Origin of the sequence: Vibrio sp. T9, assembly GCF_003123985.1 — a bacterium.
In the GTDB taxonomy this organism is placed as follows: Bacteria; Pseudomonadota; Gammaproteobacteria; order Enterobacterales; family Vibrionaceae; genus Vibrio; species Vibrio diabolicus.
The window spans coordinates 156,737-172,908 of sequence record NZ_NIGY01000008.1 but is presented as its reverse complement, the minus strand read 5'-3'; the positions used below and the strand labels follow the sequence as shown (position 1 = coordinate 172,908).

Genomic DNA, 16,172 nt, shown 5'->3' with positions numbered 1-16,172 from the left:
CCAATAACTCCCAATAAAAACGGACGCCTTGTTAAAGCCGCCCGTTTTATGTTGAATCCAAATTTATCCGTTATCAATAACACCGTGATTCAGCAATGACTCTACAATCTCATTGGAGCTAAGACCGTTGAAGTCTATCGATGTACCTAAGTTTTCCACCACAATGGTTTGCTGGACATTTGCATCCGTCGTAATGTTCAGAGAAACATTTTCTGTTGATGCGTCGTAATCGGCTTGAATGTGCGCAAGTAAATCATCAATACCCGCCGTTGGGTCATTCAAATCAGCGATCACGTCTTTGAGGTCAATGGTGTCCTCATTGACGCTAAAGTCAGTGATGGTGTCAATCGCACCATTATCCACCGTGTCTTCTGTCCATTTAAAGATATCGCTACCCGCACCACCAGTCAGAATATCAGAGCCTAGTCCGCCAATAAGCACGTCATCTCCATCTCCTCCTAGGATATAATCATCTCCCGTACCTGCTGCTAAAGTAATGCCTGCATCACTACCAATAAGATAGCTGTCTTCACTTTCAGCAGACTGATCAATATCTTGACTATTTAGCGTAACGTTTAGATTAATATCTAATGGCGTTGAATACGCTTGGTCACCATTTGATGCAGTAGAAACCGCAGTCAATGTAATATCGTAATCTCCCGGGATCGCATTATTGATGTGTAGCGTATCAATTTCATCTTCTGGAACAGTCCATGTTGTACCATCAAAGCTAATATTCGATGTTGTAGCTTCACTCGTGATCGTAGCTCCTCTTGGCACGCCTGTGAGCTCTAAGGCCAGTACTTCATCGACATCGGTCAACGCAGCCATAATACCCACCAGCGCGATGCCTTGACGGCTTGCACTTTGACTCGCACTAATTCTTTGAATGTAACTAAAGTTCTGATCAATGGCCAAGTTTGGTACGTCAGCGACAGGCGTTACGTTAATATCAAACGTTTCTGATGTTTGTAGTGAGGTACCCGTTAAGTTGTCATAGAAAATACCATTGTCATCAGCGGTAACGGTAAGCGCAATAGAATTGCTGTTCACATCACTGGCATCAATAAATACACCGACATCCGGATCCGTCGAAGCGAAAAGACTATTAAGCTGAGACAAGGTCCCCATCAGTACAGTTTCACCCGCTAAACCAACGCCTTGAGTAATGCCACTCCCAGCCGGGATAACGACACTTATATTACCCTCATCGATGCTGAGTGACACCGTCATGATTTCATTCTCATGAATACCTGCAAAATCAACATCGGTAATTTCGAAACCTGAGATTTTTTGATCCGATGACTCCATAATCGTATTTGTGACCATTGAGCCATCAATCTCCGGAGCATCGTTAATCGCCTGCACTGTCATCACGGCTGAGCCACTGACGGTCTTCGGATCCGAGACGCCATTGGTCATGCCATCATCCGTAATATCGTAATTAAAGCTTACATCCCCGTAAAAATCAGGAGCAGGTTCAAAGCTCCACTCCGTTGAGCTCAGTTGAGTAAGCGTCCCTGCTGCAGGGTCGACAAGCGTAACATTGCTAACGGTTAAATTGTCCGATTCAATATCAACCGCATTAACCAGCAAGTCCGCTGCGGTAACAATAACAGCACCGCTGTCTTCATCAATACTTGTCAGCGTCACTTCCGATGTTGTTGGCGCATCATTCACCTCTGTGACTTCAATTACAAATTGGCTGCTATTTGAATTGAGTGTTTCATCGACACCGCTAATCACAATCCCTTCGTTGCCTTGGTCATCGACAGAGATGTCGACATTGACGTTACCAAAGAAGTTAAGCGCTGGGTTAAACTCCACTAAACCATCAGCGATAGCGGCGTTAAGGTCAGATACGGTTCCTTTCAGTTCAATTGAACCCGTGCCGTCTCCAGAAACCGTCAATCCGTAATTGGCAATAATCGATGGATTGAGCGCCAAGTAACCGCTATCGACAGCAATATTCAAGACATACTCTGCGGTAGGATCATCAAGTACCGCATCCACATCCGAAATACCAAATGTATCCAGCAGGATAGCGTTGTCTTCTGGTGTTTCAACGTCAATGACATTCGCGAACTCCGGTCGATCATTCACCGCTTCAACATCAACAGCTACGTCAAACTCCTCGGCTGAACCTAAACTTTGGCGACCATCGAGCCCGGTATCAACCGCTTGCACTTTGAAATGCAGTGACCCACCCCATGAGTTATCGTTGCGATCACCAGAATTAAAGACCACTTGATCCAAATCTTGAGCATCGATTTCTAATACGAAGACGCCATTTCCTTGGTCAGTAAACACCGTTCCATCAGGTAATGAAACACTCGCCCCATCAGGGACATTTGAAATCTCAACTCTCAGCGTCTCTGGATCATTTTCCTGGTAGGTTGCGCCATCTCCGATGGACTCTTTGTTATCAACCACCAGCGCATTGACGTTGATAACAATATCTTCTCCCTCATTCCCCGCAGCTGAAGTATCAGGATTCACATCGACATCATCGCCAATAGGATTCACAACCAGCGTAAAGTTATTAGTTCGCTCTGTTGGTACTTGTAACAATTCTTCTTGGATGAACACGGTAATGCCAATCTCTGCCTCGCCACTGAAGTTTTTCGGCGGTTTGATTTGGATGTCACTCAAATCAACGGATGTCTGAGTAAGGTCTTTTAGCTGAATACTCCATTCTCCTCCGCCGTTGTTCTTAACAACATAATCAGAGGAATTGGATTGCACGACAAAATCATCAGGGATCCCTGTTAACTTGAGTGAAACGAAACTTTCAGAGCCATCATTATCGTTTAAGCTGATCGAAACCCCAGAGCCTGATTGATTCAACGAAATTAAAGTATCTTCGTCACCAACCACGGTAATTGGCTTCGTAGGATCGGCACCTGTAATCGTAATATCGTCCACCACTGGCGTAACTTCGAATGTCACGTCATCAGTAAAAGTTCTTATATCGATATTATCGCCAGGGTTATTTAGGATAGACTGATCAAATACAGCCTCGTCCGTGATCTCTCCTTCAATATTAATCTTGACGGTGTTTTGTCCCCCACCTACGGGATAATTCTCTTTCGGCTTAAACAGAACATTATCAAGCGCACCCGCTAAAATCTCAGCTTCATTAAACTCAATACTTGTCCCTAAGCTATTGCCATTTGCGTCAACAAACTCCCCCAGTGTTGTGTCATCGAGTGCTAACTTAATATTCGTTAGCGTTTCCTGACCACCTTGGATATTGTTATAACGGTCGGCAAAATCGACATTCAGATTAAGCTGGATTAAACCATCTTCATAACCCACACCATCCGCCGTTGGTACATCGTTATTTAGGTCATCAACGGGTTGTTTGTTCGCGTCTAAACCGAGAGTACCTGTGATATCCACTGTCACATTTGGTGTAACATCACCATCTAATGGCTGATCACCCGCCGAACTCGGAACATCTGCAATCGGTAAAACCTGAACTGGAATTCGCACGTTGTTTTCTTTTTCGTCGCCAGACTCTGTGTCTTTGGTGACAAACCTCACAGGCAATTCGAAATCACCAGCATAATCTTCTGCCAAGTGCATCGTTAAACCGTCCAAACCTGTGATATTGCCACTAGCATCAATATCTGCTTGGAAAACGTATTTACCATTGACAAAATCGATATCAGTGCCTGTTATCACCAAGCCTGGAGGAATACCGGGTGCGGATGGATCAATAACAACAGTCAAAACATCTTCCACACCATCCGCATTAATCGCATCGACTTTCGACGTCAATTGAGTGCCAAGGTCGATCGCATTATCTTCCGATGCTTCAATTTGGACGTCATCAGCCACCTGAATTTCAGCTGCAACACTTGTTTGCGGCGTGAGAACCGTCGGAAACTCAAGTGTCACGTCAGTTTCTCTTACTACTGTTGCGTCTTTTTCAACGGCATCTTCACCTAAATCGTTGACCTCGGCATAGATGGTTAACCCAATTTGAGATAGACCGCCGTTGTCACCATCATCGCTGTCGTCGTTTGGCGTTAAATCAAGACCCGAAGGCGCTTTAATCGAGAAGTTTTCTTCGTCAATGACTGTCCATCGACCGCCGCCTTCGTTCAATGCACCAACAATGACCAATTGATTGAGAATCTCAGGGTCGACATTGTGGAACTGAACAACAAGCTGAGTCACCACTTCATCTGAAGAGGCGTCAAACTCTTGGTATTTGATGATATTCGCACCAGACTCCCCACCCGTTGAAGTATTGATCGTAAAATCAATGTTCCCTTGACCGTCTGACTTCACGATGTCAGTGACAACGCCAGTGCTTTCAGTAACAAGCAAACGTGTCTGGGCGTCTAGCGATCCTGTTGTATTTTCTGGCTCAACGATTGGATTGACTTGGACATGCACCATGCCATTGATGGTTTTTTCTGCAATTCCCTGCCCTGGATTAGAAGCATCGACATATTCGTGGTCAATCTCTTTCACCGTCACCGTAGTATTCAAATCAAAGTCAGTACTAGAGTCTTGCTCTAATTGCACCTGGACATACCCGCTTTGAGAGATTCGAGCAGAAAAGTCTTGCTCCGACTCGTTCGCTAGTGGCGAAAGTGTTAATGTTCCAGAAACCAATGTTTGTGCTACGCCATCGACATAAACCGTGCTGCCTGGAGGAAATCCAGAAATCGTCACCTCACTAAAGAACTCGTCTGTATCAGGGCTTTGAGCCAACGTTGGCTTCCAATCAATATTAAAGCGTGTATCTTCATCACCTTCTGATTGAACCGTGTAGTTATCTTGCGCATCAATGACAGGAGCGACAATAATTCGGATCTCACCCGATGAGGTTCGACTGTGACCATCATTCTCTGTGACGATCGTCGTCGCTGTAATATGAATGTTCTCCGTCGATGACGCTTCCGGTTTAATAACAATTCCAGAATTAATATTCGCCGTGGTGATATTGGCTTCATAGATTGGCTGATTTTGCGCGTCATAGCCTACAAAGGTCAGATCGACGGATGCACCATCGCTATCAAATACCTCGACACCTGCCGGAATATTGGACAGCAGAACCGTAACCGACTCTGAGTGATCATTCGGGTTATCTGGTAACTCGCCAGAGATGACACTAAAGCCCAACTCTACTTGACCATTCTCATCGATATTAGTCTCAATACCTCTTACATTGCCGTCATTAAACTCATGCCAGATCCCTGATTTATCATTAAGCTCAATAAATGGTATGTCAGCTACGCCTTTCACACCGACGATCACTGTTTTGCTGCCTAGTGACAACATATCTTCGGCAACCCCACTAGATAACGATGCCGTATCTTTTACGATACCTTCAACGTTGAAAGTAAAGTCATCATTGCTGTGCAACGGAGGAAGCACTTCGACGTTGGCTAACTCAGATTCTGGCACTTCGTAATAGAGTACATTGCCGCTTGAATCGGTCACTTCCACTATTTGGCTTGGGTTTGCTGAATCAAGCCACACTAACGTAACGCCATCAATTGAGAAGTCAGAAATACGCACAAACAGTGCTTCAGAACCATCTAAATCCGCAGACGGCTTCATGGTAATCACTTCACTTAACTGAAGTGGATCATGATCCGTAACAGGATTGACGGTGTCTTGAGTTCGAGCGTTATCCTCAAAGACATTGATTCGGTTGACTGTAAAACTACCTGGGTCCGCGATTGGGTTAACATCAATGATGATAGTTTCTGTCTCTGAACGTGCCGTTTCCTTCCCTGATAACGGATTATTGTTTTCTGTTGTAATCGCGGTTACATCAATCTTGATTTCGCCCGAGAAATTATCGATTGGGTCAATTTGAACGTCACCAATTCGGCTGGCATCTACGAGATAAACACCACCAGTTTTTGGAATCGCGCTACCATCCGAATATACTAACTCTGCGTTATCTTCCCCTTGTGTAAAGATGAGCTCGTACACTATATCTTCAGGATTACTAGTATCCTGAGTTTCCGCCGTGATATTAAGTGCGACGTTGTTTCCGTCTTCATCGACAGAATAGTTGAACTCGCTGCTCGTCGTCCAAGTCGCAATATCTGCCACACTCTCAACTTGAATATTCAAATTACCATTAATAACGTGGTCAGCTGAGCCATTGTTCAGTATTTCAACGCGAATACGAGGATCAATACCTGAAACGTCAGTCGAGGTATGACGATCTGGGACAAAATACAAGTTATCTAAAGAGACCAGCTCGCCACTAAATGATTGCTCGACATTCGAGGCATCGAGAACAACCGTATCACCTACTGGTGTCAATTCAATGAAGTTCCCGCTGCCATCTCGGTAATAGAACGTACCGTTGTGCGTGCTTGCATCTCGAATAGTGATATCACCTAAGCTTTCGTTACGATCGATATCATGCAAATCGATAACCAAATCGACTTTCGCCGGCGTCACATCCAGCGTCGACAAGTTGTCCTGAGTATTTGCAGAGTCAACGCCCACAACGACACCATCACGCCCTTGGTCCTCGAACGCAGTAACGGTAGACGTGTCAATTTGCGCATTACGGTCTCTTATCGAGATATCCACATCGGCATCAGCAATGTCACCATCACCATCGGTTGCAACAACGTTGATGGTGAAATCAATCGAGTCGGTTTCTGTATGGTCAAGATCGTCATTCGGACGGAATGACACACGGCCATCAGTTCGAACAATCAGACGACCGATTTCAGTATCCACTCCGTCAAGAACCTTGTGAACGTACACAACTTGGTCACTGCCGTTCAAATCGACAGAATCGGAATCAACACCGTTTTGCTTAAAGTAAATGCCTGAATCATCAGCCGAAAATGAAGTTATTTGTGCGCCGTCAGCACCAAGATCGTCATCAGCTTCTACAGGGTCTTGGAATAAATAAACCGTGCGGCTGCCTTGCCCCTCAACACGCGAAATAGATGCATCGTACAAGGTTGGAACATCATCGGTAATCGTCACTGGTAAGTTAATACCGGCCGTATCGCCATCGACATCGGTCGCGAAGACTGGGAGATCAAGTATGAGTGTATCTTCGCCTTGGGTTGAGTGGTCTAGCGCCCCTTCAAGCGTAAACTTGTAAGAGCCGTCAGCGTTCAAAACTAGCGTGAACACTGAGTTACCATCAGGTGTTTGACCTTGATAAGTAAAGTTGTTGTTGCTTACCGCGGTTTGAACTAACGTCACCGCGAGGCCACCTGAAGTTACTCCTGGGATCGGGTTAGAAGTAAGATCCAACTGGTAAGAGACAACCGTATCTGCCCCTTCCACCGTATCGAAATTACCCGTTGCTTCTAGGCTGTCTTTATTGGTTGCCTGAGAGCCATTAGCAAGGTCATCCTCGTCAACAGCCAAAGGATCTGCTGATGTGATTTCAGGAATGTCATCAACAATGGTGATTGGAAGGTTCAATGATGATGACGTATCACCATCAAAATCTGTAACTGTAATTGGGATATCAATGACAAGGTTGTTTTCACCTTGAACAGCGTCATGGTCGATTGGTCCCAACAGTTCAAATTGGTAACTGTCGTTATTCGCATCAAGAGACAACGTGAAGATCTTAGTTGATGTGCCAGTGATCACCGCTTCGTAACTGGTTACACCACCAACCGAGCTCACCACATTCAACTCGATGCCGTTGCCGTTTGAAGTTAAGCCAGACACAACCGCATTGAGGTCAGAAACTTGGTAACTGACAATCTCATCCGCACCATCAACGACTTCAAATCCACCAGTTAATACCGTTGAATCGCCACTTGTCGTGTCTGAGCCACCAGCAAGGTCATCTTCATCGACTGTTTGTTGGCTAGAGTCTGTCAATTTCACAATCGCTGGAACATCGTCCACCACGGTGATCGGCAAGGTGATATTATTGGACACATCGCCGTCGAAATCGGTCGCGTTGACTGGGAAGTTGATGACTAACGAGTTTTCATCGTTACCCGCAGGATGATCAAGTGCACCCAACAGTTCAAATTCATAGCTGTCTGCTGAACCATTTAGCGTCAGTTTAAAGACGGTATCCGTCGTACCTTGTACATAGGCTCGGTACTCAATCACACCATTTGAATTTGAGAACTCAACCAATTCAAGCGGTTGACCACCTGAGGTAAGTCCAGAAACAGGCGACGTCAAGCTATCCAACTGGAAGCTAACGATAGAATCGGCACCATCCGTAACGTCAAAGTTGCCGCCAATGATATTGGATTCTGGCGTGTCGTCCGAACCTTGGCTTGGAATATCATCCTCATCCACAGACAAGGTACTACCAGAGCTAATAGCATCAATGGTTGGCTTGTCATCTACGATCGTCACTGGCAAGGTCGCAGTGATGGTATCGTTGTCGCCATCTGTAATCTTCACAGGTAGATTCAACAAAATCTCATCAGAGTTAACCGCGTGATCTAACTGACCAGATAACTCAAAGTCGTATTTACCATCTTGATGAAGTGTCAGCGTAAAAACAGTCACTCCGCTCGGAGTTTGTCCCACGTAAACAAGCGCGTCAGCAGTTGAAGCACTAACGTCTTGAGAAAGCGTGACGTCTTCCCCACCCGATTTCAGATTCGGGATAGGATTTGAGCTCAGATCCAATTCGAAAGCATCAATACCATCTGCGCTGGTTACTTCAAATTCACCCGATACCGTTAATGGCTCTTTAGTGCCATCAGAACCAAGAAGTAAGTCATCTTCGTCTACACGTAGACTTTCAATATTGGTAACAACTGGAACATCGTCCACAACGGTAATTGGCAATGTGAAGGCTGGTGAAGTATCACCATCATTATCTGTCGCCGTCACAGGGAGGTTAATAACAATCTCGTTTTGCTGATTACCATCTGGATGATCAAGCGGCTTCTGTAAATCGAACTCGTAGGTGTTGTTCGTTGCATCCAACGTCAGTTCGAACACCACTTCAGCAGGATTACCAGCGATACCTTGGTATACGTTCACGCCGTTTGCGCTAGAAGACAGAACTAAGCTGATAGCTTCACCATCTGAAGTCAGTGACGCAACAGGCGTGGTCAGGTCACTAAGCTGAATAGAAGCAACTTGGTCAGCACCTTCGGTGATATCAAAAGTACCTGAAATAACAGTATCTTCTGCACTTGCAGCATCAGTACCTGCTGGTAGGTCATCTTCATCAACGGTTTGTTCGCTGCCTGCTAGTAAACCATCAATGGTCGGAACATCATCCACAACCGTAATTGGTAAGGTGATGTCGTTCGACACGTCTCCATCAAAGTCAGTCGCGTTTATCGGCAAATTGATGACCAGTTCATTTTGGCCATCAGCATTTGGATGATCGAGAGGAGCCAGCAAATCGAACGTGTAGCTGTCATCAGAGGCATCGAGGGTCACACGGAATACTGGTGTCGTCGTGCCATCAATACGTGCTTCGTAAACTGAAACACCACCTGCGTTTGATACTTCAACCATAACCAATGATTGACCACCAGAGGCCAGGCCTTGTACTGGCGTCGTTAGGTCAGAAACGCCGTACTCCACAATGCCATCAGAGCCATCAGTCGCGATGAAGTTACCGGCAATGCTGTTCGCCTGCGTACCATCAGATCCCACTGTTGGGATATCGTCCTCGTCAACCGTTTGCACACTTGTTGCTTCGATGCCACCAAGCGTCGGCTTGTCATCAACGATCTTGACAGGAATTGTCTCAGCAGACGTGTCGCCATCAAAATCTGTTGCGATGATTGGGAAGTTGAGCGTTAACTCGTCGCTATCAACAGCATGGTCGATTGGCCCTTCAAGCGTGAAGTTGTAAGAGCCATCAGTATTCACCGCCAGCGTAAAGACTGCTTCTGTGCCTGCCGTTGCTTTGTAGGTAAAGCTGCCGTCGCCATTTGCGGTTTCAGTCAGCGTGACCGCCACGCCTTGTGATGTCAGACCATCCACTGGTGTTGCAGAAGCGTCGAGCTGATAGCTTACCACTCGGTCAGAGCCTTGTGTGGTGGTGAAGTTGCCATCGATTGAAATCGGGTCAGTTTGGTCTGAGCCAATCGTGCCTAAATCATCTTCATCAACGGTAATCGCATCGACATCGGTAATAGTTGGCTTATCATCGACGATGGTGACTGGGATCGTTTCTGTGGTGGTATCACCATCAAAATCTGTCGCGATGATTGGGAAGTTCAGCGTCAGCTCATCACTACCTGTTGCATGGTCAATTGGACCTTCAAGCGTGAAGTTGTAACTGCCGTCGCTGTTCACCGTCAAGGTAAATACGGCTTCTGATCCTGCGGTAGCGGTATAGGTAAAACTGCCATCCGCATTCGCGCTTTCCGTCATTGTCACCACTACCCCGTGTGAGGTTAAGCCATCAACAGGGTTAGAGGACGCGTCTAACTGATAACGCACAACATGATCAGAGCCCGTCGTGACAAAGTGACCATCAATCGACACGGACTCGTTTTGATCAGAGCCAATCGTCGCCAAGTCATCTTCATCCACGCTGATCGCATCAACATTAGTAATGCTTGGCTGATCATCAACAATAGTGACAGGCAGTATTTTAGTTGAAGTGTCGCCATCAAAGTCTGTTGCGATAATCGGGAAATCGATTTGTAGGCTGTCGCTATTCATCGCATGGTCTAGTGGACCTTGCAGAGTAAAGGTGTAGCTGCCATCTGGCTTCAGCACTAATTCAAATACGGCATTGCCATCTGCTGTGGCAGTGTAAGTAAAGCTACCATCACCGTTTGCCGTCTCAGCAAGCACAACAGGGTCACCTTGAGAAGTTAACCCTGCTAGAGGATCCGCGGTTGCATCAAGCTGGTATTTAACAACACTGTCCGAGCCTTCAGTTGTGCTGAAAGAACCCGACATAAACGCATCATCGTTTTGGTCTGAGCCAATTGTGGCGAGATCATCTTCGTCTACTGTCAGTGGAACAACGTTGTCGATGCTTGGAACGTCATCAGTAATCGTGACTGGAATGGTCGCCGTCGTCGTATCGCCATCAAAGTCTGTTGCAATGATTGGGAAGTTCAGAACTAATTCATCGCTGTTTAACGCGTGATCGACTGGCCCTTCCAGACGGAAGTTGTATGTTCCGTCAGCATTCACATTCATGGTGAAAACAGGATTGCCATCAGCGGTAGCCACGTAAGTAAAGCTGCCATCGGCATTCGCAGTCTCTACCAAAGTAACAGACTCACCTTGAGAAGTTAAACCTGCGACAGGATCAGAAGTTGAATCAAGTTGGTAGCTCACCACACGGTCTGAACCTTGGGTAGTGGTGAACGCGCCTTCCACAAACACTGCGTCGCTTTGGTCTGAGCCAATGCCTGATAAATCATCTTCGTCTACAGCCAGAGGCACAACATTATCGATGATTGGCGCATCATCCGCAATCGTAATTGGAATGGTTGCCGTGGTCGTATCACCATCAAAATCGGTGGCAACAATTGGGAAATCAATCGTTAGGCTGTCGCTATTAGCTGCATGGTCAATCGGGCCTTGAAGCGTAAAGTCATACGTACCATCAGTTGCGACGTTTAGGGTGAAAACAGGATTACCATCTGCGGTCGCGACATAGGTAAAGCTGCCGTCACCATTCGCGGTTTCAACTAAGGTAATCGCCTCGCCTTGAGACGTCAGGCCCGCAACAGGATCAGCGGTTGAATCCAGTTGATAGCTCACCACTCGGTCTGAGCCTTGAGTGGTGGTAAACGCGCCTTCAACAAACAGATCGCCGCCTGGGTCTGAACCCACACCGCTAAGGTCATCTTCATCGACACTTAACGCATCCACCGCTGTGATGGTCGGTACATCATCAACAATCGTGACTGGAATGGATTCAGTGACGGTGTCGCCATCAAAGTCGGTTGCGATAATTGGGAAGTTTAGTGTCAACTCATCACTATCAACCGCGTGATCAATTGGACCTTCTAACGTGAAGTTGTAAGAACCATCAGTGTTCACTGTCAGCGTAAAGACCGATTCAGTACCCGCTGTCGCCTCGTAAGTAAAGCTGCCATCACCATTTGCAGTTTCAGTTAGCGTGACCACTACACCTTGCGACGTTAAACCGTCAACTGGTGTTGATGAAGCATCGAGTTGGTAGCTCACCACACGGTCTGAGCCTTGCGTGGTGGTGAAGCTGCCATCAATAGAAATTAGATTACTTTGGTCTGAACCAATTGACGCTAGATCATCTTCATCAACCGTAATGGCATCTACGTCAGTGATAACTGGCTTATCGTCCACGATGGTGACAGGGATAGTCGCGTTTGTGGTGTCACCATCAAAGTCTGTTGCGATGATTGGAAAGTTGAGCGTTAACTCATCGCTATCGACAGCATGATCGATTGGGCCTTCAAGCGTAAAGTTATAGCTACCATCAGTATTCACTGTTAGCGTAAAGACCGCTTCAGTACCCGCTGTCGCCTCGTAAGTAAAGCTACCATCACCGTTTGCGGTTTCAGTTAATGTGACTGCCACGCCTTGAGATGTAAGGCCGTCAACTGGTGTTGCAGAAGCATCAAGCTGATAACTCACCACTCGGTCCGAGCCTTGTGTGGTGGTGAAGTTGCCATCGATTGAAATCGGGTCAGTCTGATCCGAACCAATCGTGCCTAAGTCATCTTCATCAACGGTAATCGCATCCACATCGGTAATGGTCGGTTTATCATCCACGATGGTGACTGGCAGTACAATTTGGCTTGTGTCACCATCGAAATCAGTAGCAATAACACTAAAATCAAGAGTTAAACTGTCGCTATTTGCCGCATGGTCGATTGGACCTTGCAGCTCAAAACTGTACGAGCCGTCGATATTCAAAATTAATGTGAAGACTGCGCTGCCATTTGCCGTTGCGCTGTAGGTGTAGCTGCCGTCTGCATTTTGCGTTTCGGCGATGGAGACGGTTTGCCCTTGAGATTGTAGGCCATTTAAAGGATCTGCATTTACATCCAACTGATACTGTACGACGCCATCAGAACCCTGAGTCGTCGTGAACTGATCTTCAACCAACGTTGGCTGTGATTGGTCGGAGCCGACCGAACTTAAGTCATCTTCATCGACGGTAAGAGCAACAACGTCGTTAATGGTTGGCACATCATCAGCAATGGTAACCGGTAGAACAAGTGAACTGGTGTCACCGTCAAAGTCCGTTGCGACAATAGTGAAGTCTAGAGTTAAGCTATCGCTACCCACAGCATGATCGATCGGGCCTTCAAGACTAAATGAATAAGAACCATCAGGGTTCACTTGTAAGGTGAAGATAGCGTCCCCTTCTGCCGTTGCAGAATAGGTAAAGCTGCCATCTGAGTTGACAGTTTCCGTCAGAGAGATAGATCGACCCTGTGATTCCAACCCATTGAGTGGATCAGTGCCGCTCTCTAATTGATAACTTACAACACGGTCTGAGCCCTGAGTCGTCGTGAAACTGCCTTGCGCGAGCACAGAATCGCTTTGATCGGAGCCGATGCTTGATAAATCGTCTTCATCGACGGCTAGCGCATCAACGCCATCAATCGTAGGAACGTCATCTTGAACTTGAATGACAATTTGCGCCGCTTCTGGTGTGTTCGAACCTTGGGTAATAGAGGAGCGATCGCCATCCGCATCTACCGCGTAAACTGGCAGTGAGAAAGTGAGCGCATCATCATTAGCACCCGTATGGTCGAGTTGTTCATACAAGTTGAATTGATATTCGCCCAATGCAGGGGCATCGATCGCCACATCAAATACGGTAATACGCACGCCATCCAGTTCGATGAAGCCTTCGTAAGTGCGCACGCCGTTACTCTCGGACGCGAGTTCCAGTTGAACAACCTGCCCTTGAGATTGGAGTTCTCCACCAACGTTAAACTCTGTAGGTTCCAACTCATAGTGGTCAATGATATCACTACCGACCGCTGTCGTGATCGACCCGGTACCACTTGTTACTGCCGCGCCTTCCTGTGAACCTTGGTCAACCCCCGCCTCGTCTAAAGACAATCCCGTCACGTTTTCAATCACTGGATTATCGCCATCAAGAATGGACATCGTAAAGGTATTGCTTGCCGTATCTTGGTCAAAGTCAACGATTGTGGTTGGTAAAGAGAGCTCAATCGTATCTTCACCGTTTGTTTGTTCTAACGGCTTAAATTGCTCAAATTGGTAGGTACCATCGGTGTTCAGACTGATGGTTAAGACGGTTTCATTCGAGCCAGCAATGGACAAGGTGATAGTACTGCCGTCTTCAGAGAGTACCGCTTCTGTCGCCTGATTATCACTTAGTAGGCCATCGAACTGACTAAGTCCTTCTTGATTAAACGTGACCGTTGCCAATTGATCACTACCAATATCAACAAAAGTGCCAGTGATTGGTGTAGAAGAAGATTCAACGTTTTCAAAAGTAACGTTTTGCGGCGAAGGATCATCGCCATCAATAACGGTTGTCGTAAAATCGATAGGCGCTTGAATGCTATTACCACCAATATCTGCGCCTGTAATGTCAAAAGCGATATTGATTTGATCACCGACGATAGATACTTGGCCATCAGCGATGGACGCCACATGGTCAATACCCTGGCTAATCGTGGTAACGACCTCTAACTCTAAATCACGGCCTAAAGATGTCGCTTCGATCTCGATACGAAGCACTTCGTTACCACCTTGAGTGCCGATAATGGCATTTTGCGCTTCGTCATAAACGAACGCCACTGGCTGACCACCAGAGGTAATGTCACTATTTAACTCGGTTAACAAAGACTCTAATGAGGACGTTTCAGGTACAAATGAAGCAGTATCAAGTGCGAGATCCCCTGCTTCAACCAGCACACTAGAAGAAATGGTTTGCGGGTAGCTAGATAGAGAAATTGAGCCTTCTATTACGCTAGATTGCAGTGACTGCCCACCATCAGAAAAAATCGTGACATTCAAACCGTCATCTTCGTCGCGATCATCTTCTCCGCTGCGAGTTGCAGACGTTTCAAAAAAAGTAGACGCGAGTACTTCCGGGTTATTATATTCAACCGTCACGTAGCCAGCATTGGCTGAGCCTTCAGCGCCAGCACCAGCAGCCGTTGCTTCCAAAATAGCAGTCGGGTCAGCACCATCTAAAATGGCCTGTTGGATAGCCGCGACATCATTAGCGTCAAAGTTAGCACCTTCGATAGATGTTGGATCGAAAGTAACCTGGCCATTCACTGGAGATTGCAGCAAGGTTTCTGGTTGTTCAAAAGAAGGTTCTGGAAGGCACGCGACACAATTAGCATCAACCAGATACAGCTCATTATGTATCTGTACATCAAGAGAAGCGTTATTTTCAGTAATGATCACTTCGCCAGATATTAACTCATCCCCCGCTTTTATAGACCTGACTTTTCCATCCAGACCTAAAACCAAGACTTCACCTTTAACAGCATTTACAATCGCGTTCTGCGGCACGGTTTGCGTACTCATCTGACCTCCGCTAATGGCCTACGTTTCCCATTAACCTTTTTAGATAGTTTTTAAATGATTTAGTGCGGCATACTGCACACCTTTAGACGATTAGACTAAGTATCAACTCATTAAACAATCGATAAATGGTGCACTAATGAGCAAAGTAAGTAAAACTTACTAGTAGTCACAGAAATGTGACACATGTCCTAACGCCGCAATATCGATTAATTATATGAAATTGATATCTTATTCCGTATAAGTGTAGTCGTTTTAAAAAAGAAGATAGATGAAAACGCTCAGCTAAACGCCAAACTACCGGTTGCAATCAATAATGGAAGAAAAGCAATAAGAATGTTGTATACACCTGAACGTGATGACAACTTAATCAATATTGGTGACGAGAAAAACGTGACGATTAAATATTGAATGACATAAATCGTTGGACAAAATATAACCATGAAAATGTGGCTCACAATATGAATTCCCGAGCACCACGAATTCGGCTTTGTCCTGATATACAGTAAAAAAAATACGAGCAAGCTAATAAGAAAATACATAAACATCACACTTGAAAATAATTATCATTTTCAATCATATGTAAATATTCCCCCACTTTCAATGATGTGAGAGCTATTAATACCATCGTTATTATCAATCAACACAATAAGTAAAATTATCAGTAATTCCCGTCCTAAACGTTTGCGTAATCGCTAACCTTCTCTTAACCTTGATTTGAGGCTTTTATCACGGTTTTT

1 protein-coding gene is annotated in these 16,172 nt (G+C 45.9%); it reads right to left on the bottom strand.

Translation table 11 applies throughout. The annotated features are described in order from the left end of the window. Positions 1-63: 63 nt before the first annotated feature. The gene (locus tag CBX98_RS17495; RefSeq protein ID WP_109169883.1) at positions 64-15,435 is read right to left on the bottom strand and encodes a retention module-containing protein; all 15,372 of its coding nucleotides are present in this window, start codon (positions 15,433-15,435) and stop codon (positions 64-66) included. Positions 15,436-16,172: the final 737 nt, after the last annotated feature.

Coding starts and splice junctions, on each gene's coding strand:
- CBX98_RS17495 (WP_109169883.1), bottom strand. CDS start 15,435: ATGAGTACGCAAACCGTGCCGCAGAACGCGATTGTAAATGCTGTTAAA.